At 41.9% G+C, this 25,851-nt stretch carries 19 protein-coding genes; all 19 read left to right on the forward strand.

Translation table 11 applies throughout. The features are described 5' to 3' along the window. Positions 1-81 precede the first annotated feature (81 nt). The 19 genes from rfbA to ACFFLD_RS09130 all read left to right on the forward strand — a co-directional run bounded on the left by rfbA (position 82) and on the right by ACFFLD_RS09130 (position 25,508). Positions 82-963 carry a glucose-1-phosphate thymidylyltransferase RfbA gene (gene rfbA / locus ACFFLD_RS09040; protein WP_386039300.1) on the forward strand — a complete coding sequence of 294 codons (882 nt, stop codon included), beginning with the start codon at positions 82-84 and terminating at the stop codon, positions 961-963. Further along, positions 963-1,511: a dTDP-4-dehydrorhamnose 3,5-epimerase gene (rfbC, locus tag ACFFLD_RS09045; RefSeq protein WP_386039302.1), complete on the forward strand. Its 549-nt coding sequence runs from the start codon at positions 963-965 to the stop codon at positions 1,509-1,511. The genes rfbA and rfbC overlap by 1 nt, the downstream gene beginning before the upstream one ends. Further along, positions 1,508-2,347, forward strand: coding sequence for an ABC transporter permease (locus tag ACFFLD_RS09050; protein WP_386039304.1), 840 nt, complete (start codon positions 1,508-1,510; stop codon positions 2,345-2,347). Before rfbC ends, ACFFLD_RS09050 begins: the two co-directional genes overlap by 4 nt. After that, complete coding sequence (locus ACFFLD_RS09055; protein WP_386039306.1) at positions 2,337-3,695, forward strand: ABC transporter ATP-binding protein; 1,359 nt, start codon at positions 2,337-2,339, stop codon at positions 3,693-3,695. Before ACFFLD_RS09050 ends, ACFFLD_RS09055 begins: the two co-directional genes overlap by 11 nt. Next, positions 3,688-6,615, forward strand: coding sequence for a glycosyltransferase (locus ACFFLD_RS09060; RefSeq protein WP_386039308.1), 2,928 nt, complete (start codon positions 3,688-3,690; stop codon positions 6,613-6,615). Before ACFFLD_RS09055 ends, ACFFLD_RS09060 begins: the two co-directional genes overlap by 8 nt. 32 nt (positions 6,616-6,647) lie before the next feature. After that, positions 6,648-8,465, forward strand: a complete 1,818-nt coding sequence (locus ACFFLD_RS09065) for a hypothetical protein (protein WP_386039310.1) — start codon at positions 6,648-6,650, stop codon at positions 8,463-8,465. 560 nt (positions 8,466-9,025) lie between these two features. Beyond that, on the forward strand, positions 9,026-10,060 hold the full coding sequence (locus ACFFLD_RS09070; protein ID WP_386039312.1) for a glycosyltransferase: 1,035 nt from the start codon (positions 9,026-9,028) through the stop codon (positions 10,058-10,060). Continuing rightward, positions 10,057-11,196 carry an FAD-dependent oxidoreductase gene (locus tag ACFFLD_RS09075; RefSeq protein ID WP_386039314.1) on the forward strand — a complete coding sequence of 380 codons (1,140 nt, stop codon included), beginning with the start codon at positions 10,057-10,059 and terminating at the stop codon, positions 11,194-11,196. Before ACFFLD_RS09070 ends, ACFFLD_RS09075 begins: the two co-directional genes overlap by 4 nt. A 4-nt stretch (positions 11,197-11,200) precedes the next feature. Next, the gene (locus tag ACFFLD_RS09080; RefSeq protein WP_386039317.1) at positions 11,201-11,995 is read left to right on the forward strand and encodes a hypothetical protein; all 795 of its coding nucleotides are present in this window, start codon (positions 11,201-11,203) and stop codon (positions 11,993-11,995) included. Then, positions 11,995-12,828, forward strand: coding sequence for a sugar phosphate isomerase/epimerase family protein (locus tag ACFFLD_RS09085; protein ID WP_386039319.1), 834 nt, complete (start codon positions 11,995-11,997; stop codon positions 12,826-12,828). The genes ACFFLD_RS09080 and ACFFLD_RS09085 overlap by 1 nt, the downstream gene beginning before the upstream one ends. Continuing rightward, the gene (locus ACFFLD_RS09090; RefSeq protein WP_386039321.1) at positions 12,825-13,181 is read left to right on the forward strand and encodes a DMT family transporter; all 357 of its coding nucleotides are present in this window, start codon (positions 12,825-12,827) and stop codon (positions 13,179-13,181) included. The genes ACFFLD_RS09085 and ACFFLD_RS09090 overlap by 4 nt, the downstream gene beginning before the upstream one ends. After that, positions 13,178-14,002 (forward strand): glycosyltransferase family 2 protein, encoded by an 825-nt coding sequence (locus ACFFLD_RS09095; protein ID WP_386039323.1) that lies wholly within the window; start codon positions 13,178-13,180, stop codon positions 14,000-14,002. The genes ACFFLD_RS09090 and ACFFLD_RS09095 overlap by 4 nt, the downstream gene beginning before the upstream one ends. A 223-nt stretch (positions 14,003-14,225) precedes the next feature. Next, positions 14,226-17,135, forward strand: a complete 2,910-nt coding sequence (locus ACFFLD_RS09100; RefSeq protein WP_386039325.1) for a hypothetical protein — start codon at positions 14,226-14,228, stop codon at positions 17,133-17,135. A gap of 127 nt (positions 17,136-17,262) precedes the next feature. Further along, positions 17,263-18,534, forward strand: coding sequence for a hypothetical protein (locus ACFFLD_RS09105; protein WP_386039327.1), 1,272 nt, complete (start codon positions 17,263-17,265; stop codon positions 18,532-18,534). Beyond that, positions 18,531-19,637: a DUF1972 domain-containing protein gene (locus tag ACFFLD_RS09110; protein ID WP_386039329.1), complete on the forward strand. Its 1,107-nt coding sequence runs from the start codon at positions 18,531-18,533 to the stop codon at positions 19,635-19,637. Before ACFFLD_RS09105 ends, ACFFLD_RS09110 begins: the two co-directional genes overlap by 4 nt. A 555-nt stretch (positions 19,638-20,192) precedes the next feature. Beyond that, positions 20,193-21,578 carry an undecaprenyl-phosphate glucose phosphotransferase gene (locus tag ACFFLD_RS09115; RefSeq protein WP_386039331.1) on the forward strand — a complete coding sequence of 462 codons (1,386 nt, stop codon included), beginning with the start codon at positions 20,193-20,195 and terminating at the stop codon, positions 21,576-21,578. Positions 21,579-21,695: 117 nt separating this feature from the next. Then, the gene (locus ACFFLD_RS09120) at positions 21,696-22,955 is read left to right on the forward strand and encodes an O-antigen ligase family protein (protein WP_386039333.1); all 1,260 of its coding nucleotides are present in this window, start codon (positions 21,696-21,698) and stop codon (positions 22,953-22,955) included. Between the two features lie 184 nt (positions 22,956-23,139). Next, entirely contained in the window at positions 23,140-23,817 is a 678-nt protein-coding gene (locus ACFFLD_RS09125; RefSeq protein ID WP_386039335.1) for a hypothetical protein, read from the forward strand. 254 nt (positions 23,818-24,071) lie between these two features. Further along, positions 24,072-25,508 (forward strand): MBL fold metallo-hydrolase, encoded by a 1,437-nt coding sequence (locus ACFFLD_RS09130; protein ID WP_386040421.1) that lies wholly within the window; start codon positions 24,072-24,074, stop codon positions 25,506-25,508. The last annotated feature ends 343 nt before the right edge of the window (positions 25,509-25,851 follow it).

Genomic DNA, 25,851 nt, shown 5'->3' on the forward strand with positions numbered 1-25,851 from the left:
CAAAGGGCTCTAAGTACAACATCATTGTTCATTTTTTGGTTCTAAGTTAAACAGAACCGCTAAGCGCACTAGGGAGGCCAAATGGCACGTAAAGGAATTATTCTCGCGGGTGGCTCGGGCACACGCCTTCATCCGATAACACGCGGTGTGTCCAAGCAGTTACTGCCAATTTACGACAAGCCGATGATTTATTACCCCGTCTCTGTCCTCATGCTGGCGGGCATCCGCGACATTCTTATTATCTCTACTCCTGAAGACCTGCCGCAATATCAGAACTTGCTGGGCAGCGGTGAGCCGTTTGGTGTGCGTTTTGAGTACAAAGTGCAGCCAAGCCCGGATGGCTTAGCGCAGGCCTTCATCATTGGCGAAGACTTTATTGGTGATGATTCTGTCTGCCTCGTGTTGGGAGATAATATTTTCCACGGTCAGCACTTTTCCGACCAATTGAAGCGAGCTTCCGCTCAGGCCAGCGGAGCGACAGTATTCGGTTATCTGGTAAAAGATCCTGAACGCTTTGGGGTAGTTGAGTTCGATGCCGATGGTAAAGCCATTTCCATCGAAGAGAAGCCGAAACAACCCAAGTCAGCTTATGCCGTGACCGGGCTCTATTTCTACGACAATGATGTAGTTGAGATTGCCAAGCAGGTCGAGCCTTCTGAACGTGGCGAACTGGAAATTACCAGTGTCAATAATGCCTATCTTGAGCGTGGTGATCTTAATGTAGAGAGGCTAGGCCGTGGTTTTGCCTGGCTGGATACTGGGACTCATGACAGCCTACTTGAAGCCAGCCAGTATGTGCAGACGATTGAACACCGCCAGGGTTTAAAGGTCGCTTGCCTTGAAGAGATCGCGTGGCGTAACGGTTGGATAAGTGATGAAGCGCTGGAAGCTGAAGCCGATGCGTTAGCCAAAACCGGTTACGGGCAATATTTGAAACAAATTTTGAAAGGTAATTTAAACTAATGAAGGCAACACCGCTTGAAATTTCAGACGTCATTCTTTTCGAGCCCCGAGTCTTCGGCGATGAGCGGGGCTTCTTTTTTGAAAGCTTCAACCAAAACCAGTTTAACGAAGCGGTAGGGCGTGAAGTAGCCTTTGTTCAAGACAACCACTCCAAATCAGCAAAAGGGGTGTTACGCGGCCTGCACTATCAAATGCCGCCCCATGCGCAGGGTAAGCTGGTTAGGGTTGTTCAAGGGGAAGTGTTCGATGTGGCGGTAGATATCCGCCGCAACTCACCGACCTTTGGTAAATGGGTCGGGGCGCTTCTCTCCGCTGACAATAAGCACCAGCTTTGGGTGCCGGAAGGTTTTGCACATGGTTTTATAACGCTGAGTGACACGGCGGAATTTCTTTATAAGACCACTAACTTCTACGCACCAGAAAGTGAACGCGCCATTATTTGGAATGACCCGGACATCGGTATTCAGTGGCCCGCAGAGCTGGAACCACAACTCTCCGGTAAAGACGGTGTTGCCCCCACATTCAAGAACGCAGAGGTTTTTGAATGAATCCACATGCATCACAACCTTTGTCGCCTGTGGCCTTAGTACGATCCTGCATACAACACCGCGACCTAATCCTGCAAATCACGCGGCGCGAGGTAGTAGGGCGCTATCGGGGATCGGTCATTGGGATGGGTTGGTCTTTTTTAAATCCCTTGCTGATGCTGGCCGTGTTTACCTTTGTTTTCTCAGTAGTTTTCCAAGCCAAATGGGGCGTGGGAATGGAAGGGCAATCAGAAGGCAAAGGTGTTTTTGCTATCATATTATTCGTCGGACTGATCGTTCATAGCTTACTTGCGGAAGTGCTGACGCGCTCGCCAGCATTGGTCGTAGGAAACGTGAATTATGTTAAAAAGGTAATATTCCCGATAGAAATTCTACCAGTTTCAACCGTACTTGCATCTCTGTTTCATATGTGTATTAGCTTAGTGGTATGGCTCCTTGCGCATTTATTAGTTGTTGGCTTGCCTAGTTGGCAAATCGTTCTTCTGCCTCTAGTGTTACTGCCTTTGCTGGTGCTTTCCTTAGGAGTCAGTTACTTTCTTGCTTCTTTAGGAGTGTTTCTGCGAGATATTGGTCAGACGATGGGGATACTGGCTACTATATTGTTATTTCTTTCTCCAGTTTTTTTCCCGATTGAGCGTCTTCCTGAACAATATCATCCTTTATTCATGGCGAATCCTTTAACCTTCATCATCGAGCAAGCGCGAGATATATTAATATGGAGTAAAATGCCTAACTTTTTAGGACTTACTATATATGTAAGCTATTCGACTTTAATTCTTATGGCTGGGTTCGCCTGGTTTCAAAAGACAAGAAAAGGTTTTGCCGATGTACTCTGATATTGCGATTGAAATCGCAAGTATAAGCAAGCGTTTTGAAATCTTCAAACAACCCCGAGATCGATTGAAACAAATGTTGTTACCCAGACTTCAGCGCAGCTTAGGGCTGCCACCGAAGCAATACTTTAGGGAATTTTGGGCAGTAAAAAATATTTCGTTTTCCGTGAAAAAAGGCGAGACCGTAGGGATTATTGGAAGAAATGGAAGTGGTAAATCAACATTATTACAGATGTTATGCGGCACTTTATCACCAACAACAGGAAATATAAAAACAGTTGGTAGGGTTGCTGCATTGCTAGAACTGGGGGCTGGATTTAATCCTGAGTTCACAGGTAAAGAAAATATATATATGAATGCCTCTGTTCTAGGGTTATCGAAAGCTGAAATTGATGATCGCTACGATAAAATAGTGTCATTTTCAGGTATTGGGGAATTTATAGATCAACCCACTAAAACATATTCTAGCGGGATGATGGTTCGATTAGCCTTCTCAGTGGTTGCACACGTTGATGCTGACATCCTAATAATTGATGAAGCATTAGCAGTAGGAGATGCATTTTTTACTCAAAAGTGTATGAACTTTTTAAGACAGTTTATGCAGCGAGGGACAGTATTATTTGTTAGCCACGATACCTCGGCAGTTAGAAGTCTTTGTGATCGTGCAGTCTGGTTAGATTATGGAAATTTAGTTATGGATGGCACCCCCAAAGATGTATCTGAGCGTTATTTGGAAGCATTTTACGAGTCTCAGCAAGGTAAAGTAGATATTGTTAAGAGCGAAACTAAGAATGAACTAAGCAACAAGCTAGAATACAAAGACCAGCGTGACTTATATATCAATAAAAGCAATTTGAGAAACGATCTGGAAGTGTTTAAATTTAACCCAACAGCAAGCTCTTTTGGTTCAGGAAATGCTCGGATAACTAATGTACAGTTTTTGAATGAGGCTAAGTCTCCTTTTGCGTGGATTGTTGGAGGGGAGGATGTTCTTCTAACAGTAGAAGTTGAAAATAAAGAAGAGTTATTTGGTCCGATCGTTGGCTTTTTTGTTAAAAATAAGCTAGGCCAGGAGGTGTTTGGTGATAATACTTTCCTAAGTTACCAAGATAAAAATATTGTATGCCCACCCAATTCAAAAATAACTGCCAATTTCTACTTCCAAATGCCTAGGCTTGCCGTTGGCGATTACTCTCTGACCATAGCAATAGCCGAAGGTACACAACATGAACATATTCAGCATCACTGGATTCATGATGCTTTGATGTTTAGGTCTGAAGCATCGAGTGTAGTGAGTGGAGAAGTAGGAATCCCTATGAAAGAAATCATGATGAAGGTTCATAATGACTAATTTCAATAAAGATTTGGTGCATAGCGCCATCTTTAAGCCGCACCCTTTCTCTGAAAATAGCGCATGGTTGGGGCATCTACAATTTGCTTATTTTTTAATAAGAGTACATCGACCTAAAATTTTTGTTGAATTAGGTTCTCACTGGGGGCACTCTTATTTTGCATTTTGTAAATCAATTAAGGAACTTGGAGTTGAGTGTGCTACATATGCCATTGATACATGGGAAGGAGATGAGCATGCTGGAAATTATGAGGGCAATGTTTTTGAGTTTGTAAATACTCATAATGAAGAGTACTACAAATCATTTTCAACATTATTGAAAACTAACTTTGATAATGCAGTTTCTTATTTCTCAGATAGATCGATAGATTTACTACATATTGATGGCTTGCATACATATGAAGCTGTGAAACACGATTTTGAAGTTTGGCTTCCCAAACTAGCTCCCGGCGCTATCGTTATATTTCACGATACTACCGTGCGCGAACGTGGTTTTGGTGTGTGGAAGTTGTGGGAGGAGTTATGTGCTAAATATCCAAATAACCTGAACTTGACACATTCACATGGGTTGGGCGTATTACAGCTTCCAGGCGCAAACCCTGACAGGCAACACGAATGGCTTGGTTCAGAAGAGAAAAATAAAGTAGTAATTAAAGAATATTTTTCTTCGATAGGTACATTAGAGCAGCTTAGATACCAACTGATAGTAGTAAAAAATCTGTTAGATGAAAACGCAATAAAATTAAAGTCTCTCAATAAAGATATTGAATTGCGTGATCAAACTATTAGTTTTCTGAATGGAGAGCTTGATGTTCGTGAAAACACTATTGATTCACTAAAAAATAAGAATGCTTTAAAGGAAGAAGAACATAATTTTTTACTTGAGGAACAAACGAAAGAGCTCAATGAGCTGATTAATTCTAATAAGCTATATGCGCAACAACATCAAACGATTTTAGATTCGAAAAGTTGGCAATTAACAAGACCTTTACGAGAAGGTGTAGCGCTAATACGTAGGATTAAAAAACTACTTTACCTCACGTTGACAATCAAGAAAGAGTATGGCTTAAGAAAGAGCTTTCAAAAAGCTAAAGAAGTCTTCAAGGTACACGGTATCAACGGTATTAAAAATCGAGTTAGAGATGAATATGTTAGGTTTAAAAGTCATGAGCCAACGCTCGGGGTTAGTAGCGTAAATACTGAAGTCAATAAGCAAGAATTGCAGCTTGATTCTGGCGGTAATTATTCATTGGTAAAAAGAGATGCGCCATATATATATATAGAACCTGATAAGCCCTCAAACCTGTACGATATGGTCTACTCCTTGAAAAAGAAAACAATGTTTTCAATTGTTGTTCCAGTTTATAACACTGAAGTATGGATGCTTAAAAGTGCGATACATTCTGTACAACGTCAATGGTATGATCATTGGGAGTTGATCCTTGTAAACGATGCTAGTACTCGAGAGGAGACAATTAATTTACTGTCTGAATTAAATATAGATCGCATAAAAGTTTTAAACTTAACTGAAAATATGGGAATCGCTACTGCTACTAATTCAGGAATAGAAGAGTCAATTGGCGAATTTATCGTTTTTATGGATCATGACGATGAACTTACTCCCGACTGTTTGTATGAATTAGCTAAAAAAATAGACGAAGATAATCCCGATTATGTATATAGTGATGAAGATAAAATTTCAGAAAAAATGGAGTATGTTGGACCTCACTTTAAGCCGGATTGGTCACCTGAAACACTTATGAGTATAATGTATACTTCGCATGTCTCTTGTATACGTAAAAGCTTGGTGAAACAAGTTGGCGGTTTGAATCCACAACTGGATGGTTGCCAAGATTGGGATTTAGTTCTACGCGTTACTGAACAAACCAATAAGATATCGCATATAGCTAAAGTACTATATCACTGGCGAGTGCTAGAAGGTTCTGTAGCTCTTAGTCTGAAAGCTAAACCATATGTAGAATCTGCGACAATAAAATTAAAAAATGAAGCTCTTTTACGACGAAATCTTAAAGGTGAACTTGAAAAAGTGCCTGGTCGAGATGGATATTGGAAGGTTAATTATTTTCCCCAAGGAAATCCATTGATATCTATAGTAATTCCATCTAAGGATAATTTTAAGATACTCAGTAGTTGCTTAAATTCAATAGAGAAAAATACACGGTACGATAATTACGAAATTATCTTAGTAGACAATGGTTCAAGTGATATTGAAACACTTGAATACTTGGAAAAAATTAAAGAAAAAACACGAATTAATATAGTTGAGCATGACTCACCTTTTAACTTTTCAGCTTTGTGTAATATTGGAGCTAAAAAATCGAATGGAGAAGTACTCCTTTTTTTAAATGATGATATAGAAGTAATTAGTCATGACTGGTTAGAACGACTTTGTGGGTACGCACAGTTAGACCATGTCGGCGCTGTAGGCGCAAAATTACTATACCCAGGAGGTAAGTATATCCAGCATTGCGGGATAATCAATTCGTACAACGGACCTGGACACGCTTTCCTTCATAAACCAAGAAATCATGATGGATATTTTTTAAGATGTGATATTGAATATAACTGGTCTGCTGTAACAGGCGCGTGTCTGATGCTGGAAACAGCCAAATTTAAAAAAATAGGTGGGTTCGATGAAGCATTACCAATTGCTTATAATGATGTTGATCTCTGCTTTACACTTTTAAATCATGGATATTTTAATGTGTTATGTCCTTCAGTTGAATTAATTCATCATGAGTCAGTGTCTCGTGGAAAAGATGATATAGATCCTATTAAAATGAAGCGTTTAGATTCTGAAAAAAAGAAACTTTATAAGAAACATCCAAAGTTCTATAGCTTTGATCCATTTCATAACACTAACCTCAAGTTTTCATCTGATTATTTTGATTACACTTAATTAATTTATTGTGTTAGGAGATGCTTACGGATATGCCAAATCAATTAAATATCGAGTCTGCGTTCGATGAAGTTAATTTCATGGATTTATTGCAAGATGTGCGCGTCATTTCTTTTGACTTCTTTGATACACTTTTTTTAAGAAAAATTTTTAAACCTGAAGATGTCTTTGATTTGATTGCTGAAAAGTATAATATTCCTGATTTCCGAGACATTAGAATTAATGCTCAAAAAGAAGCTTTTATTAGGATGAAAAAAACAGGTAATAAAGAAATAACATTAGACGATATATATTCTTGCTTTCCTGAAAATTTATCTTTAGTACCGCTAAAAGAAGCAGAACTTGAAATTGAATCATTATTGCTGATTCCAAATCCAGAGTTATTTCCACTTTTCGTAAAATTGATTAATGATCCTCGGTTTGAGGTCGTTATTACATCTGATATGTATTTAAATCAAGGATTTTTTAGTGCTGTTTTAGAACCGCATCTCGATATGCATGTAGAATTGTTTATTTCATGTGATGAACAAGCGACTAAAAGAGATTCTGGAGAGTTATTTTCTATATTAGTTGATAAATTTGAAGTGTCGCCAGAGCAAATTTTACATATAGGCGATAATTATGACTCAGACTATATAAAAGCAAAGAACAAGAATTTAAAGGCTTTTCACTATATTTATCAAAATCAAAATGTATCGACGCCCGTCAAACAAACTACTTATCAACCAAATCTAGGAAGGTCGTTTATAAAAGGGCTTTTCTTAGCAGATAGACCTAAATCAGATATTTTGACGCCTAAACAAGCAGGGTTCCTTTACGGAGGAAGTGCTAACCTAGGATTTTTGAGGTGGGTAGCAGAGCAGACAAGCCATGACAATATAGATCTAATCTTATTTTTATCAAGGGATGGATTTACGGCATATAAGATGTCAGAAAAAGGCCTAATGGCTTCTGAGATTCCGTTTAGTTATTTTGTCGGGTCTCGCACTGCTTTTACGTTAGCTGCGATAACACCAGAAAATTTTGCTCACTATATAGATTTCTTAGTTTCTGGTTCATATGGACTTAAAGTGGAAGAGGTTTTCGAAAGAATTGGTGTGGCACCACCTCCTCGTAAGTTGCTTACAGACATTGGATTTAGTGAAGACTTTACTGTAACGGAAAGCTCTTTACCTGATATTAAAACATTATTTTATGCCATGAGAAAAAAGATATTAAAAGTTGCAGATGAAAATCGAAGAGCCCTTTATTTATATATTGTCGATGTCGGTATTAGCTCTGGTAATAGAATTGCTTTAGTTGATGTAGGATGGAGTGGATCAAGCCAAGAGTCTTTTGAGAGTGCGCTCAAGCAAATGATTGATGTTGAAGTCTATGGTTATTACTTTTGTCTCGCTGAGAATGATGAAAAAAATCGCCGCCAAAAAAATGGTATGGTTATGAAGTCATTATTCAATTCTGATGTTCTTTCAGCAAAAACTCTACAAGAAATCTATCGAAACCGAGAGGTTATTGAACTCTTTTTTTCAGCGCCTGAAGATACTGTCATAGGCTATAACTTGAAAGCCAATTTTGATGTCTTGTATGTACGTGATCAGGGCAGAGGTGCGACTGCATTAAATACTAAAAGCGTTGTTTTAGAAATTTTAAATGGTGCTTTAGATTTTTCTAGAAAATGTACGGAGGTTGAATTAGCATTAGGGGTTAATTTAAATTTTCAAGAACTTTGCTTCGAATTGATTGATTTTGCAATAAGTTCAGATAGCGATAATTTTTTCTCTGCGAATGGAATTCGTAATTTTGATGCATGGGGAAGCTCCCGAACATCAGTGCAGAACACATCTTTTTAGGAAATAAAAGTAATGTTTATTTAAATATAGTAAGTGTATATTGATTTTTTTTATATGGCTTTATTGTTTAGACTCTAATATTGACAGGCTGTTTAAAATGAAGTGCTAAATTTGGATGAGTTTAGTTAGTTTTTGTAGTGATAATTAACAATAACTTTTTAAAGACAAACTGGTTTTATTTAATAGCTAACAATAATGTCTATATATGTATGTGCAATAGCTTTTAATTATTATTTTTGAAGCTTTTGATTTGCTGATAACAATTTTTTGGATTCTAGTTAGCTGAGTGCGCAATACTTCTACTTATCTGTATTTAACAGTGAAAATGCGGTTATTTGGTATGTGCTAAATAACTCATAGTTAAGTTATTGTATTGTTGGATTTGGTGTAATTTTTGTAAATATTAATTTTATAATGTGGTTCAAAGATAAATTAATTATGCTTGCTAATATGTATTCTATCGATGCTAATAAAATCATAAACTCAGTAAATATAGAATCGTATATTAATTAGCGATTTGAAAATTTATTCACAATGAACAAGCTCGGAGTGATGCAATTATGGTTTACTATCCAGTTTTTCTATCGGTTGTGTTTGTTGTGCGCAACCAGGCTGCGCAATTGGACGGAATTTTAAGAAATGCAAGCCAGCAGATATCGACTTACGTAAGTGATTATGAGTTAATTATTGTTGATAACGCTTCTGAGGATGAAAGTGTTAGTGTACTTAAAACACTTACTGATCAAGAAGGGCTGCCTAATCTCCAAGTTTACGCCTTAACCAAAGAAGTGAGTAGTGATGTAATGGCATGGGTCGGCTTAGAAAATGCCCTCGGTGATTTTGTTGCCGTAATTGATCCTTTGATCGATGACATTACTTTTCTGCCTCAAATGCTCGATAAAGCCGTTAATGGTGTAGATGTTGTTTTTGCCAATAATAAGCAAAAACCGCTTCAAAGTCCGGCTTATCGCGTAGCCTTCAAAGTATTTCACTCAATTTATAAAAGCTTTAAAGGCATTCATCTTGCTACAGAGGCACCGAGCTACAGAGTACTTAGCAAACGTGTCATCAACTTTATACTTCAGCACCCACAACCGTCGGTTACCTACAGGTATTTACCTGCGACTGGCGGTTTTGCTCGCATCAACATGCAATACAGTGCTACTCCTATTATCTCTGGAGGAACAAAGAAGCTTGGCGAGAGTATAGATCGTGGAATGCGCTTGCTCGTGTCAACCACACAGATACCCATGCGGCTGGTTACGAGCCTATCTCTTATGGGAGCAGCCACAAACCTACTGTACTCGATGTATGTCGTTGGGGTCGGAATATTCAAGTCTGATGTTGCTCCCGGCTGGATCAGCTTGTCACTTCAACAATCAGGCATGTTCTTTCTGATTTCACTCGTGCTCCTGGTTCTGGGCGAGTACATCTTGCACATGGCAAGCCTGTCAAACGAAGGCCCTCTCTATCACGTAGGGCAAGAGTTTACGAGTGCTCGTATGACACGGAAGGAAAAACTGAATATTGAGACAGTGAGCCCTAGTTCAATTGGCACTAATAACCCATCTGAGTACAAAGGCTCTGCGTTGTGAGTTCGTCAGAAGCAGATGCGTTAGTTATCGGCGGCGGGTTTTATGGGGCGGCGATAGCTATCTACTTGGCTAAGCAAAGGGGCTTACGGCGAGTTATCCTGGTCGAAAAGGAAGCTAAGTTGCTGAGCCGTGCCTCTTACCACAATCAAGCGCGTGTCCATAATGGGTATCATTATCCGCGTAGCTTTACAACGGCATTCCGTAGTCGTGTAAATCTTCCAAGATTTGTTCGAGATTGGCCTGATGCCGTCAAGCAAGATTTCACCAAGCTTTATGCCATTGCAAGACGTAACTCGAAAGTTACGGCACGACAGTTCGAGCGTTTTTGTCATGAGATCGGGGCAAATATACAGCCAGCTGAAAATGGTTTAAGAGAGCTTTTCGATCCTAAGTTTATCGAGTCAGTGTTTCGTGTTGAAGAGTACGCATTTGATTCCACTAAACTGGCAGCCTGGGCAAAACAAGAGTTGGCACAAACCAACGTAGAAGTGAGGCTTTCGACAAGCGTATCTGCAATGTCACGTGCCTCTAGTGCGCGGAAAGGGATGGTTGTTACAACGCACCATGACAGTGGCAATGTAAGTACGGTTCACTGCCGATATGTATTTAACTGTACCTATAGTGGATTAAATCAGTTCGGCGGGCATTTTCCAGGTACGCAAACAAAGTTAAAGCATGAGATAACGGAGATGGCACTTATCCAAGTACCTCCTGCTCTTAAAGATATAGGTGTCACGGTCATGGATGGGCCGTTCTTCTCCATGATGCCATTTCCTGCCAGAGGGTTGCATACGCTTTCACATGTTCGTTACACCCCACATTTCAGTTGGCAAGACGAAGTAGGAGCCGACCCTTACAAAAAACTGCAGGAGTACGATCACGTTTCGCGTGTTGATCGTATGGTTAGAGATGTTGGGCGTTACCTACCTTCGGTGCTGGATGCCAAACATGTCGACTCTCTGTTTGAAGTGAAAACCGTTCTGCAAAAGAATGAGGGAGATGATGGCCGCCCGATACTTTTTGAAAAACATGCTGAGCTGCCGGGATGCTACTCGGTGCTAGGCGGAAAAATTGACAATATATATGACGTGCTAGAACAGCTCGATACAGAAAAGTTTGAAGCCGTCTCGGAGTAATTTAATGAAGAAGAACGCACTTATCGGATTTTCGGGTTTCGTTGGAAGTACGCTTCTTAAGCAGACGTCATTTGACGCACTGTACCGTTCAACTAATATTCATGAGATCGACAATCAGGAGTTTAATTTTGTAGTTTGTGCAGGTGCACCGGCTCAGAAGTGGATAGCCAACCAGAACCCTGATGATGACAAAAGCAAAATTGAATCTTTGATTAACCACTTGAAAACAATCAAGTGCGATATGTTTATATTGATTAGCACGGTTGATGTGTTCAAAAAACCTGTCGATGTCGATGAGGCTACCCCAATTGAGGAAGAAGGGCTCCATGCCTACGGTCTTCACCGGAGGTTGCTTGAGAAATTCGTTCAAGAGCATTTTCCTAAGCACTTGATCGTGCGCCTACCTGGCTTAGTAGGCCCAGGTCTTAGAAAAAACGCGATTTTTGACTTTCTTAACAATAATAATCTTAATGCAATTGAAAGCCGTGGGGTATTACAGTTCTACCCGATGGTAAACCTTTGGTACGACATTCAAACAGCACTTCAGAATGACCTAAAACTTGTGCATCTAACTGCTGAGCCTATCAGTGTCAGTGAAGTTGCGCTTCAAAGCTTTGGGCGATCATTTACTCAAGAGCTTGGCAATGTACCAGCTAGTTATGACATGAAAACACGTTATGCCGATCTCTTTGGCGCGCCTGGCCAGCACCAATATAGTAAGCACGAAACGATTCAAGCGATTCGTGCATACGCTCAGTCAGAACCCGTCACCTTAAATGGCAAAGAAGGGGAGGCGTAATGAGGCTTGCCATATCGAATATTGCCTGGGATATAGCCGAAGATGAAGTTGTTGCCAATCTTCTGAAGAAATACAGTGTGGATGCTATTGATGTAGCACCCGGTAAGTATTTCCCTGAACCTGCCAAAGCGACCCAAGCTGATATAGCAAAGGTAAAAAACTGGTGGTCTGATCGTGGCATCGAAATTACTGGAATGCAGTCACTTTTGTTTGGCACTGTCGGCTTGAATGTATTTGGCACACCTGACGTTCAAGACGCCTTACTCGAACAGCTAGAAGCGATTTGCCGTATAGGGGCTGGCCTTGGTGCGACTCGCTTAGTATTTGGTTCACCCAAAAATCGTGACCGTTCAGGCTTGAGTGATGAGCGATCGCAGACCGAAGCGGTATTGTTCTTCCGGCGTCTAGGTGATATTGCCCTCAAGCAGGGAGTAGTGATCTGTTTAGAATCAAACCCAACCTGCTATGGCGCTAACTTCATGACTACAAGCAGAGAAACCGCGCAAACGGTAAGGAGTATCGACCATCCCGCTATTAAAATGCAGCTAGATACTGGCGCACTAACGATAAATAGTGAATCAATCGAGACAGTGTTGACGGATAGCACCGATTTGATCGGCCATGTGCATGCCAGCGAGCCAAATCTCGTCCCACTTGGCGATAGTGGTACTAATCACTCTTCCATACACAAAGTTATAAATCGGCATCTACCAAATCATATAGTTACTGTTGAAATGGTGGCGACAAAAGATGAACCACACCTTGTGGCCATTGAGCGGGCGCTTACCTATGCGTCCAGCCACTACCGCCCAGCACAGGGCACTCAAGAATGAAGTGGTCAATTCTATTACTAGGCATCCTTGCTAATGCCTCTGCTAGCGTTCTTGTTAAAATGGCAATGATGCCACCTAAAAAATTCCCATCGCTTTCAGACCCCATGGCTGCACTTACCAATTGGCCGTTCTGGGTTGGTCTTTTTCTATATGGTGCAGCTTTTTTACTATATGCCGCGTCGCTTGCTCGACTACCTCTTAATGTTGCGCATCCGGTTTTGACTTCTGGTGCAATCGCCACAGTAGCTATTTTTTCCATTTTCTTATTTCGTGAACCTTTCCACTGGACGACCGTTGCCGGAATATTCCTGGTAATAGTCGGGGTGGCACTTATTACGGTGCGTGTCGCATGAATTCAATTAATAACCTAGAAACGCCTTCTCCAGAAGATAGGGAAGCATGGCAAGTACCCGCTATGGATGTCCCTCTTTGGTTGGGCAAAAATCATTCTTACTGTGTCGTAATGCCGGTCATCAATGAAGGCGATCGCATTAAAAACCTGTTGAAAAGAATGAAGGAACATCAGATTTCAAAAATTGCTGACATTATTATTGTGGATGGTGGAAGCACGGATGGTTCACTAGAGCTTGAAGCACTCAAGCAAGTAGAAGTCAGCGGTCTTATTGTGAAAACAGGGCCGGGTAAATTAAGTGCTCAGCTCAGATGTGCGTATGCCTTCGCGCTTGATCACGACTATCAAGGCATCATCACTATTGATGGAAATGACAAGGATGATCCTGAAGCGATTCCGCGGTTTATCGAAGCCTTAGAAGAGGGAGTTGATTTTGTCCAGGCATCTCGCTTTTTGCCAGGAGGAGTTGCAGAAAACACTCCAAAATCACGGGATCTTGCGATTAAATATATTCACGCGCCTTGCTTGAGCTTGGCTTCAGGGTTTAAGTGGACAGATACAACGCAGGGATTTCGCGCATATAGTAGGAAGATGTTGCTTGACCCAAAAATGGCAATTTTTCGTGATATTTTTGACAGCTATGAGCTTCTTGCATATATGTCATATAGGGCCCCTAAACTTGGGTTTACTTGCAAAGAGTTGCCCACAATTAGGCGATACCCGACTGGTGAAGTTCCAACAAAAATCAGTGGACTTAAAGGTAATTTTGCTGTGTTAACCACGTTGTTTCGAGCCTGCTCAGGTAAGTACAATAATATTTAATGCTAAAATTACAACAAAAAAATACCTCGCTTGACTAACAATTAAGGTTCATTATAGCTGATCCTTTTTTTAGTTTTTATTATTTACGCTAAGCACAAGTGATTATGATTTTATTGCAATAAATATCACGCTTTTGGGTGTAAATGGGCATTAAGATTTTTTTCTATAAATGAGCTGATTTATAAATGTTAGTTAGCATTGTATATTACTTTGGGTAAATTAAATGAGAATTCTTAATATTCAAAAGTTAGCAATTTCAACTGCAGCACTAGTTTGGGTGGCATTGTTGCTTTTTACTATGTTACAAGTTACTCCTGCAATAAAATATCCTGATTTTATTGCGGGATATGTTACATGGACAGCAATGACTAAAAGCCAGGATTTAATTGTATTTCCTTTAGTCATAATCAGCTTTTTTGGTATATTTGTGATGTTTATGAGCCTTTTTAAAAGACTCAATTCTTTGGATGTAGAAGGTGGTATAGCTTTTGCGTACCATATTGTATTATGGTCTCTGCCTGCTTTTTCAGCAGTTAGTAGTATCCTTATTCATGATAGGTTAAGTGAAGATTTTATAGTAGTATCACTTATAGGTATTATAGCATTAACTATATGCGTTTGGTTTTCGTTAATAAAGCAAGAAAATATTAATGTTGAGAAGCTGTCTGTTGGACTGTTGATGGTTTTGTTTTTTTCATTAAGTCCTCTAAGTTTTTCAGTGGTATTCAATATTTTTTCATTTGACTTAGCTAGAGATGGTATTGATATTTCTCTTGTTAAGAAATGGATTATTGGTTTTTTTCTTGTTGCATTTTTAATTTTTATGTTTTTTTTAGTTTATAATAGAGAGTTGTACTATAAGAATTTAAAAAAAATTATATTCATAGGACAAATTTCCCTTCCTCTATTATTTTTAACACTTTACCCAGCAAAACTAATAGAGTTAGACGGTAAAATATCCACTTATAATACCAGTGTTTTTTTTATTGCCTTAGTTATTAGTTTAATGCTTCTAGGGTTTATTGATATTATTCGGCGCTATATTAAATATGGGCAAGATTTAAATTGTTATAAAAATTTTTCTCCGTTAGCCTTAGCTGCACTTCTCATCGCGATGAAATTTGGAAATACAAATCCTCCTATTATTTCACCAGATGACTATCACTTTGGTGAGTATCTCTTAGGTTGGTGGACCTATCTTCAGGGCTATATACCATACATAGATTTTTTTCCATCACATGGTTTAGTAAATAATGATTTTGCAGGATTCTTAAATTTTATTTTTTATGATGGTACAGCTGCTAGTATAGCTGAGTCTCAGCGACTGGCTTTTGCTTTGCTAACAATAATATTGTTTTTTGCAGTTTTTAGTTTCACTAAAAGCTTATTATTTACCTCTTTAATTGTCTTTTTCTTAGGGGGAAGATTAGATTTGTTGTTTCTAGCTTTTTTTGCAGCGGTCTGGTTTCGAAAAGATTTAATTAAGAATAAAGTGAAATGGTCAGTTGTATGGTTTATTACCGCACCATTAGTGATATTAGGAGTGCCTGCTCAAGGTGTTTTGCTAGTGGCTTCATCTGGAGTGTTTCCTATATATTTTTTGTTTGAAACTGTTAGGTATAAAGATTGGGCTTCGGTTAAGTTAATTATTTTAATTATTTTAATTATTTTAATTATTTCCAGTGTATATGTTATTACTCCTCTCGGAGAAATGGTTTTATCCATAATTAATTATGTTTTAGTTAATGGCGCAATAAATCAAATTGCTTACGGCATCCCGTGGTCGATTAGCGTTGATAGTGATGGACTTTTATTTGAGGCAGTTCGTATGTCTTGGGTTGTGGTGCCGACAGTAATGCTTTTTTCGTTATATTTTTTACACCAAAAAAATCGATTAGAGGCTCATTTAACTTTACCTTTACTAGCTACACTCTTTTTTTCGATTTTGTTAATACCTTATTCAATGGGTAGAATTGATCCTGGTTATTTTTCAAGAACTGGTTTGACTGGTATATTATTAATTGTTGGTTTTATGAGTTTGGTGGTTTGGCAACTATTAAACCACTATAATCGTATATGGCTTATAATCGGTATGGTTTTTCTAGCTTCTTTGTTAAAATATGTTCCTCTTTCTTTTTCTCCTTTACTTACCTCGTCGAATGCTTTTATCAATGTAGGTCAGTTAAAAAATACTCAAGAAACAAAATTAAGTAATATAGGACGCGCGAAAATTCATGAAGATCATTGGGTAAGACTTAATAATTTGAGCGGCGTACTCGACGATATGTTAGAACCAAAGGAAAGTTATTTAGACTTATCTTCAAGAAATGCTCAATATTTTTATTTAGATAGGAGGCCATTAATTCCTGTTACAGCTCCATATAATATGCCTAGTCCGGAGCAACAAATAAACGCTATTAGTTTGCTAGAAGAAAATATTCCCCGATTAGCCTTACTTGAAGCGAATAATGTAATTCATGATGGCGGAGGTTTAGCTCTTCGTAATCACTATTTATATCGCTTTATTATTGATAATTATGAACCAATTGAAATAAATGGACTTATTGTAGGCTTGTCGAAAGAGGCTCTTAATCGTGGTGACTGGGGTGATGTTATTTTACCAAGTAGAAGTAAAAAAGTTGAATTATTTGAGTCGGCTTTTTCAAGACACAGAATTGATTATGAGAAATTACCTGTTGCATGGGGTATGTCCAATGAAGCTTTGGATTCAAAGATGACTAAAGTACAAGATATTAAACCATTGGGAACGAACCATCTTGAATTTAAAAATGCTAATAGCTATGAAGTCACTGGAACTGACCCTTTTATAGTTTATGACTTGTCATCATATAACTTATCAGGACAGGATGCAGGTTTGCTTAAGTTTGATTTTAGCTGCAGTGAAAGTAACGCTGAACCCAAAATTCAAATTTTCTGGGAGGGTGGGGCTGGAATTTCAGAAGATAGTAGTTTGTTTTTTACCGCAAGGAATGGAACAGTGATTGTTCCACTTGATTCTGCTCCACGTTGGTATCTTCTAAATAAAATAGAAAGCATTAGAATAGATTTACATGATGCAACGACATGCAGTTCATTTTCTATTCACAATACAACTCTTTATAAAAGAAATTGAGGTTGAATATTTTAATGGCTGCACATATTGGAAAGAAATAGATTTTCGTACAATGTGCTTTTTTAAGTTCTTTCTATGAGGTTGGTTAGCACTATCCGAATTTTAACTTTTAGGTTAAGCGTATAAAATGAAGTTTCTTCTATTGTATAAAGGCAGTTTTGGTTCAACTTTACGAGGCCCAGAGTTACGCTACTATTCTCTCGCCAAAAGTTTGATTGAGTATGGGGAAGAAGTATATTTATGTGGTCGGGCTGGGGATGATAAAGGAATACCCAACAAATCCCATTTCATACCAGTATCAAATTTTATAGCTCTGTTAAGGGCCTTTTTTGCTTCAGATGTTATTGTTTTACATGGCGGTGGGCCAATAGTAATGTTGTTGGCTTCGATTGCTGGTTTTCTAGGCAAGAGTATTATCCTGGATTGCTATGTGCCTCATTGGATCGAGTTGGATGAAGTTGTTAAAAAAACAAAAAGTAATAAATTAAAACTTTTGATTAAATCTTATTTTAATGTGGCACGAAGTTTTTTCGGTGTCATGTTTTTTAATGCTGTCATTGTGGCCAATCAACGCCAGTTGGATTTGATGCGCGGCATGATGGCCCCTTTTTGGTCAACCCATGAATTTTCCCGCATTCATATTATTCCCTTTGGCTGTGAGGAGGTAGCTGCTAACAGTCAACAAGATAATAGCCGCCATCTTCTTGGCAAGCTTGCTGGCGAAGAGTTTACCCAGTCTGATTTTTTGATAGGTTGGTTGGGTGGGGCCTATGGGTGGTTTGACATGGATGCCGTGATAGGGGCAGTGTCAAAGGCCATTAAAGAAAATAAAAATATAAAGCTTATTTTGTTTGGTGCTGAAAACGAAACCAAAAAAGACATCGCCTCTAAAATGCCAGACTTTGTGCATGGTAATATTTTCTTTTTGCCTTGGGTCGATTTTTCAAAGCGGATGGAGTATTGGGCAGGGTTTGATATTTCATTGGTATGGGGGGGCGAGGGGTATGAAAATGATTATGCATCGCGCACCCGTAATTTTGATTGTTTGACGCTCGGGTTACCCATTATTCAAAATAAAGATAGTGAGTGGGGGGCAAGGCTTGATCACTCCGGTGCAGGCAAAGCGACTACGCTTGAAAATTTGCCTGGCATACTCGTTGAGCTAAGCCATTCTCCTGATACGGTTAATAATATGCGCCGCGCTATGGAAAAGCTAGCTGCGGGCTTTTATTGGCATAAAAGTGCCAACAAACTGCTGGAGATCATACCCAGCACTAGGATGAGTTTTGTAAGAAGGTTGTTTGGGTTTTTCGTTTTTTTGTTTGTGTTGCCTGCCTTTTTTGTGTCGGCCCTGTTTGTATTGATCTCCTATTTATTCCAGAAGGCAGTCAAACGTTGAGTTACAAAATTAGTATTTTAGGTATTCGCGGTATTCCAGCGCGCTATGGTGGTTTTGAAACGTTTGCTGAGCATCTTGCTTGTTACTTAGCTGATAAAGGCTGGGAAGTGACCGTATATTGCCAAGAAGATAGTGGCACCTCTATCTGGGAAAGTACTTGGCAAGGTATACGGCGAATACATGTGCCGGTCAGCGTTTCTGGTTCATTAGGCACCATTGTCTTTGATGGCAAGGCCGTTTTTCACGCGTTGTCACAAGACGGTATATTTCTCACTCTAGGCTATAACACTGCCATTTTCAGTGCTTTACATAGGCTGAAAGGGCAGGTCAATATTTTCAATATGGATGGTGTTGAATGGCGGCGTGCTAAATGGGGTGTGTTGGCTAAAACCTGGCTTAGAATTAACGAGAGAATAGCGTGCTGGGTGGCTAATCATCTAATTGCCGATCATCCTGAAATAAAAAAGCATTTATTCCCACAGGTTGATGATGAAAAGGTCACTATGATTCCTTATGGCGGACAAAAAATTGTGTCTGCGGATGCTGAGTTACTGAAGCCCTATGGTGTTACTTCCAATAATTTCTCCTTGGTGGTTGCAAGACCTGAGCCCGAAAATTCGTTATTAGAAATTGTCCAAGCGTTTAGTGCTCGTCACAGAAATCATTTTTTAGTCGTGCTAGGCAATTTTTTGCCTGACGATAATAAGTATCATAACGAAGTAATGTCAGCTGCTAGCGATGAAGTTTTATTTTTAGGAGGCATTTACGATGCCGGTATCGTTAGCTGTCTCCGATTCCATAGCCGTTTTTATGTGCATGGCCATCAAGTAGGCGGTACGAACCCTTCTTTGGTAGAAGCCTTGGGCGCAAGTTGCGCTGTATTAGCTCACGATAATGTCTATACTCGCTGGGTAGCTGGTTCTGCTGCTATGTACTTTGAAGGGGCAGCGACCCTTACTGATTTATTCGATAATTTATTACCCGCTAATGATAAAATCCTCGAGATGAACGCTGCTAGTCGTGAACGTTTTGACCAGCAGTTTACATGGCCAAAAATCTTGGATAGCTACCATGACTTGCTGATTCGCTACTATCCTGCCTGATTTTGCAGTGGTCACTAATCTTCGGCATGCTTGCCCTATCTAGGTTTTGTCTGAAAAGTCGGCGAGCGAAGATCAGACAAGGCAAAAATTGGCGAAAAGACGGAGTTTACAGGTTGTAAATGAGTACTTTGAGCCGATTTTTAACGCCGTATGATCGAGCACAGCCAGTTTTCAGACAGAGCCTAAAAAGACAGGTATTGGTACACCGCAACGTAGGTGGAATATTTTTGCCCATTTCCCAGCGCTACGTTTGTAAGAAATAATGTGTTTATTTGATTGTTTTTCTTAACAAAATATATGCTTGATATACCTTGCAGACCCTACCTGATCATCATGGGCGCCTCTGCCCAGTGTGAACCTGGTAATTGAATTGGTATTCTTACGGCATTGAAATCAGAGGCAGCAATATACACATTTTATTACTGAGCAACTGGAGGGCAGGGAATGGCTCATGATCGTTACTTGACAACATTTTCCGAGCCGGTGCAGGTTGAGCCTTTACGTGTCTTAACCATTTTGCTGATGGATCAGTTGGGTTAGGGAGTTGTTGGCTTTGTGAAGCAAAATAAACGTAGTCCAATCACTGAGCGTTATCCCGCTCAAGTGTTCGTACCATTCATCGATTCGCTCGCTGTCTTTGTAGGCGGTTTTATTGCCTACTATCTACGCTTTGGGAATTTCGATATCCATGAGCGCTTCGTTGTCGGATTATTCCTGGTTTCTATTTTTGTAGTGATGGCTAATTTCATTGATGACGCTTATATACGTTGGCGCACTACTCAGCTATCGACCATCCTTTTTCGATTGGTGGGTGTTTGGCTAGGAGTAACCATTGCCGCGGCATCGATCATCTATTTGGCCGAAGCCTCGGTACGTTATTCTCGCCTGTGGTTGGGCATGACGATGCTCATTTCATTGGGGCTGGCGGGTGGCGTCCGTGTCGCGATCATGCTGGTCTTGAAGTACGCACGTGCAAAGGGGCAGAACCTGCGCGGTGTCTTCCTGGTCGGTCCAGGCTCGAACTTGCTCAATGTAGCCAAAAGCATGCGGCAATCGCCTGGCGAAGGCTTTGCCATTGCCGGTGTTCAGCGTTTGAAGGACAGCCCAGATCGTACCTTTCTGGAATGCTTAGCGCGCCGTGTGGAGTCATCGGATGCCCGAGAAGTATGGATCTGTCTGCCGCTGGAAATGGGCAGTACTGTGCGCGAGATTGTGCATGCCCTGCGCCATCAGACGGTAGAAGTGCGCTTCATTCCGGAATTTGGTGAGATTCAATTGCTTAACCATCAGATCAGTGAAGTCGCCGGTCGTTTCGCTATCGACCTTAGCGTGACTCCGATGGTGGAAACGGCGCGTTTCGTTAAGCGCATTGAAGATATTGTGCTCGGTTCGATCTTCCTGTTGTTATCGCTCCCTCTGTGCTTGGTGATTGGTGTAATTCTTAAATGCCAATCGCCGGGGCCGGTGTTGTTCAAACAGCACCGCATGGGAATCAATGGCAAACGCTTTAAAGTGTATAAATTTCGCTCTATGGAAGTGCACGAAGAGTCGAGCGGCCACGTTACTCAGGCGAGCCGGGGCGACCCACGTGTGACTAAATTTGGTGCACTGCTGCGCCGTACCTCACTTGATGAGCTACCCCAGTTCTATAACGTGTTGCAAGGGCGTATGTCTATCGTGGGGCCGCGCCCTCATGCATTAGCTCACAATGAACAGTATAAAGAACTGGTTGAGTCCTACATGAAGCGCCATAAGGTCAAGCCGGGTATCACCGGTTGGGCGCAGGTCAATGGCTTAAGGGGAGAAACCGATACGCTCGACAAAATGGAAAGGCGTGTCGAACATGACCTATGGTATATCAACAATTGGTCGCTCTGGTTGGATTTACGCATTATTGCCCTAACGATTATTAAAGGCTTCATGAACCCAAATGCTTATTAAGCCATTGATGGCTTGCCGTTAGTTAGTCGGGGCCAATTCAGTGCTAGAATAGCCAGCTTTTTAGCTGGCTATTCTCGTTTCTGGCCTCTGATTTTCTTATTGGACGTTCCGCCCGCCATGACTTTCCCTGCTTCGATAGCGACGTTACCCCCCCTGCGGCTTTATACCAGCCTTGCGGTCTTCCTGTTGGGCGCTATTGCGTTGATCGTGCCTTCGGGGTACTCGGTGGGGGCCGTTATGCTTTTGCTAGGCAGCATCGCATTGCTTTACAAGCGGCCTGCATTGGGCTTGAACCGTCGTGATTGGCTGGTCATCGCTGCTATGTTGGCCTATGCCGCCGTCAACATGCTAGAAGTCTGGTGGGATGGTCAAAGCTCAAGTGGGCTCGACAAGCCCAGCCGTTTCCTGCTGGCCGTTCCAGCCATGCTGCTGATAATGGCTTATCCACCTCGATTAAGCTGGTGGTGGAGTGGCTTAGCCTTGGGGGCACTCGGGGCAGGCGGTTGGGCAGGTTGGCAAAAGTTCTTTGAGGGGGTAGGCCGAGCGACTGGTTATACCTACGTTATTCAGTTCGGCAACCTGAGCATGCTGCTAGGAATACTCTGTTTGGCAGGGCTGGGTTGGGCAGCCGTACAACCCCATCGCAGGTTCTGGGTGGCTTTTTTGCTGGTAGGGTCATTGGCAGGCGTGCTTGGGTCGCTTTTCTCGGGCAGCCGCGGGGGGTGGGTCGGTTTACCGTTTGTCCTTTTGGTACTCTACCGTGGTTACGGGCGCCAATTGCCAGGAATGTTAAAAGTAGGCGCGCTACTGCTAGTGCTAGTGGGCGGCTTAATGATGTATCTACTGCCTCAAACCGGTGTTCAACTGCGGGTACATGAAGCTTTTAATGACGTTAGCCTTTATATATCGGAAGGCAACCCTGATACCTCGGTGGGGGCGCGCTTTGAGATGTGGCGTGGTGCCTACCACTTGATAGTTGAAAAGCCGCTCACCGGGTGGGGTGACAACGGTTATCAACAAGGCATGCAAGCATTGGCAGATAAGGGTGTGGTTGATGAAGTGGTCACACAATTTGGTCACGCGCACAATGAGTTCATTGATGCGTTTGCTAAGCGCGGCGTAATAGGCCTTGCTGTGCTGCTGGCGCTCTACCTTATTCCCATGCGGCTTTTCGCAACGCAACTAACATCAAAGGATTTTGAGCTACGCTCGCTTGCCGTGGCTGGCGTGTTACTGCCTGTGGCGTATATCGATTTCGGTTTTTCCCAAGTGTTTTTGGGGCATAACAGTGGGGTGATGATGTATGCCTTTTTGCTTGCCGTGCTATGGGGAAGCTTTACGGTATTCACCAGGAGAAACCCTCACGCATTAGGCTAAAAATGTAAGCGTTCACTTACAATTAACAAGACAATTCTCTACACAAGACAAACGGATGTTGAAGTAAGATTTATCGGTTATAAGACAACGCTCGACTTAATAATAGGTCTTCAGAAAGCTTTAAAGGGAGGTTTTCTGCGGACAAACAAGACCGATAAATTGTTCATGGGAAAACGGTACAAAAATGAAAAAAACACTCAGCTTAGCCGTCAGCGCTGCCACGGTGATGATGCTCGCCAATAGCAGCTTCGCATATGACAACAAAGTGTCGGTATCCGCCATCGCCGGTACCACCGGGTTTGGTGCCGATGCCTCTTGGCGTTTTCATGAAAACCTAGCCGTAACAGCACGTTATACCGATGGTTTGAATTTAGATACTGACTTCAATGAAGATGGCGTGAAGTACAACGCTGACTTCGACATGAAAGCCTCTAGCCTCAAGATGGATTACTTCCCCTTCGGTGGTAGTTTCTTCCTGTCGGCAGGCATCATGATGCCGGACATCGAGGCGAACGTGGTCGGTACGCCAGATGATGGTGGCAGAACCTATGAATTTAACAACAATCCGTATAATGCCGCTGCCATTGGCTCTGTCGTGGGTACTGCGACTGTCTCGGATGGTACCCAGCCTTATGTAGGGCTTGGGTGGCGCAGCTCGCACCAAAGCGGATTCTCGTTCTTCTCCGAGTTCGGTGTGGTAGCCACCAATATTGATGTTTCCCTGAGCACAACGAATGGCTTCGAGAACATCGACCCTCGGCTTCAGCAGGACATTCGTGCTGAAGAGCAAAAACTGAAAGACGATATCGATAAACTGCCCGTGTTCCCGGTAGCGGTGCTGGGCGTTACTTATACGTTTTAAGCTTTAAACCCTGTGGCTCTTCCAGTGGAAAGCGTTTTTACAGCTAGCCAATTTTCGTATAAAGCCTAATGTAAAACGTTAATGAACGCTGCAAGTAACGCTATATGCCCGCCATCACCCAAAAGGTGTTGGCGGGCTTTTGCTAATTAAACATTGCCTTTTATTCTCTTTTATCGCATCGTCGATCTATCATTAGTCCTTGTTAAATTAGATTAAGGCTATTAGTAGCGCTGCTTGGAGAGATAACCATGACGATGAATAACTCTGAATGTTCATTATCCACTATTATTCATCGCGGTGGTGCAAACGGGGTGACCGGTAGTTGCCATCAACTTGTTGTTAATAGTGAGTGTTCACTATTAATTGATTGTGGTTTGTTTCAAGGCGAAGACGCCCAGCAGGATAGCTTCGATCAGCTCACTATTGATTTTGATATCTCAAAGGTAAAAGCGTTGGTCATTACTCACGTACATATTGATCATGTGGGGCGGTTGCCTTATTTGCTCGCCGCGGGCTATAGCGGGCCGATTGTTTGTTCACTCCCCTCGGCCAAGCTATTGCCGTTAGTGATTGAAGATGCCCTGAAAATTGGCTTTACCCGCAATGCGCGTTTAATTGACCAGTTTCTTCAGCGAGTAGAGCAGCAGCTGGTGCCGTTGGAGGTAGCCAAGTGGCACTCTGTCGTAGATTCGTCTTCTCTTTCAGTTAACCTCAAACTTCAGCGTGCGGGGCATATTCTCGGCGCTCGCTATGTTGAGGTCGCCTTGCGTGAACCCCACACCAAGCGCCGTGAACGGGTGGTGTTTTCTGGTGACTTGGGTTCGGTCCATGCGCCATTGTTGCCTGCGCCTAAGTCGCCGCCCAGGGCAGATGTAATGGTATTGGAGTCTACCTATGGCGACCGACTGCATGAAGGTCGTGATGAGAGAACCACCTTGCTGAAGCGTTCTATTGAGCAGGCGTTAAACAATAAGGGCACGGTTATTATTCCTGCCTTTAGTATTGGCCGAACTCAGGAGCTACTCTACGAGTTGGAAAATATTATCCACGGTGCAAGCCAGGGATCGCTTTGGCAGTCGTTAGAGATCATTGTGGACTCTCCGTTAGCGGCTCGATTTACTCAGGTGTACCGAGAGTTAAAGCCGTTTTGGGACGACGAGGCACAGAAACGCTTGCAAGCAGGGCGGCACCCATTAAATTTTGATGCGCTGTACACGGTGGACAGCCATGAAGAGCATGAACAAACGGTACGTTATTTAGCTGACAGTGGCAGGCCAGCAGTAGTGATCGCCGCCAGCGGTATGTGTACCGGTGGGCGGGTGATGAATTATTTAAAAGCCATGCTGGGTGATTCGCGTCATCAAGTACTGTTTGTGGGTTACCAGGGTGCAGGCACGCCGGGGCGCGATATCCAGCGCTATGGCCCACGGGGCGGCTGGGTGGTGCTAGATGGCGTGCGTTTTGATATTCGCGCTGGGATAACCACGATTGGCGGTTACTCTGCCCATGGGGACCAGCGTGATTTACTTACCTTTATCAAACGTATGCGTCATTGGCCGCGGGAGGTTCGTCTCGTTCATGGTGATGATACTGCAAGGCGAGCGCTTAAAACCGCTATTGAAGCCATGGCGCTGAAGCACAAGCATGCAGTCACCGTGTTTTTACCCGAAAATTCACCCGAGGGTGGTTAAAGTAAGCTGCCCAGCGTCTGTTGCTGCGAGTCACATCCTTTTGTCATTGCGAACGAAGTGAAACAATCTGGGGTTGAACTGCCACCGCAAACAGAGATTGCCGCGTCGCTACGCTCCTCGCAATGACATAGAGGTGTCATTATGCACGAAGTGAAGCAATCTAGGGTTGAGTTGCTACTGCAAACAGAGATTGCCGCGTCGCTACGCTCCTCGCAATGACATAGGTGCTGTTATTGCGAACGAAGTGAAGCAATCTGGGGTTGAGCTGCCACCGCAAACAGAGATTGCCGCGTCGCTACGCTCCTCGCAATGACATAGAGGTGTCATTGCGAACGAAGTGAAG

The organism is Vreelandella sulfidaeris (assembly GCF_042429665.1).
In the GTDB taxonomy this organism is placed as follows: Bacteria; Pseudomonadota; Gammaproteobacteria; order Pseudomonadales; family Halomonadaceae; genus Vreelandella.

Excerpts from the sequence above, each read along its gene's own strand:
- ACFFLD_RS09070 (WP_386039312.1), top strand. The coding sequence starts at position 9,026 with ATGGTTTACTATCCAGTTTTTCTATCGGTTGTGTTTGTTGTGCGCAAC.
- ACFFLD_RS09060 (WP_386039308.1), top strand. The coding sequence starts at position 3,688 with ATGACTAATTTCAATAAAGATTTGGTGCATAGCGCCATCTTTAAGCCG.
- ACFFLD_RS09095 (WP_386039323.1), top strand. The coding sequence starts at position 13,178 with ATGAATTCAATTAATAACCTAGAAACGCCTTCTCCAGAAGATAGGGAA.
- ACFFLD_RS09125 (WP_386039335.1), top strand. The coding sequence starts at position 23,140 with ATGAAAAAAACACTCAGCTTAGCCGTCAGCGCTGCCACGGTGATGATG.
- ACFFLD_RS09120 (WP_386039333.1), top strand. The coding sequence starts at position 21,696 with ATGACTTTCCCTGCTTCGATAGCGACGTTACCCCCCCTGCGGCTTTAT.
- ACFFLD_RS09050 (WP_386039304.1), top strand. The coding sequence starts at position 1,508 with ATGAATCCACATGCATCACAACCTTTGTCGCCTGTGGCCTTAGTACGA.
- ACFFLD_RS09130 (WP_386040421.1), top strand. The coding sequence starts at position 24,072 with ATGAATAACTCTGAATGTTCATTATCCACTATTATTCATCGCGGTGGT.
- rfbA (WP_386039300.1), top strand. The coding sequence starts at position 82 with ATGGCACGTAAAGGAATTATTCTCGCGGGTGGCTCGGGCACACGCCTT.
- rfbC (WP_386039302.1), top strand. The coding sequence starts at position 963 with ATGAAGGCAACACCGCTTGAAATTTCAGACGTCATTCTTTTCGAGCCC.
- ACFFLD_RS09105 (WP_386039327.1), top strand. The coding sequence starts at position 17,263 with ATGAAGTTTCTTCTATTGTATAAAGGCAGTTTTGGTTCAACTTTACGA.
- ACFFLD_RS09080 (WP_386039317.1), top strand. The coding sequence starts at position 11,201 with ATGAAGAAGAACGCACTTATCGGATTTTCGGGTTTCGTTGGAAGTACG.
- ACFFLD_RS09090 (WP_386039321.1), top strand. The coding sequence starts at position 12,825 with ATGAAGTGGTCAATTCTATTACTAGGCATCCTTGCTAATGCCTCTGCT.
- ACFFLD_RS09055 (WP_386039306.1), top strand. The coding sequence starts at position 2,337 with ATGTACTCTGATATTGCGATTGAAATCGCAAGTATAAGCAAGCGTTTT.
- ACFFLD_RS09085 (WP_386039319.1), top strand. The coding sequence starts at position 11,995 with ATGAGGCTTGCCATATCGAATATTGCCTGGGATATAGCCGAAGATGAA.
- ACFFLD_RS09065 (WP_386039310.1), top strand. The coding sequence starts at position 6,648 with ATGCCAAATCAATTAAATATCGAGTCTGCGTTCGATGAAGTTAATTTC.
- ACFFLD_RS09100 (WP_386039325.1), top strand. The coding sequence starts at position 14,226 with ATGAGAATTCTTAATATTCAAAAGTTAGCAATTTCAACTGCAGCACTA.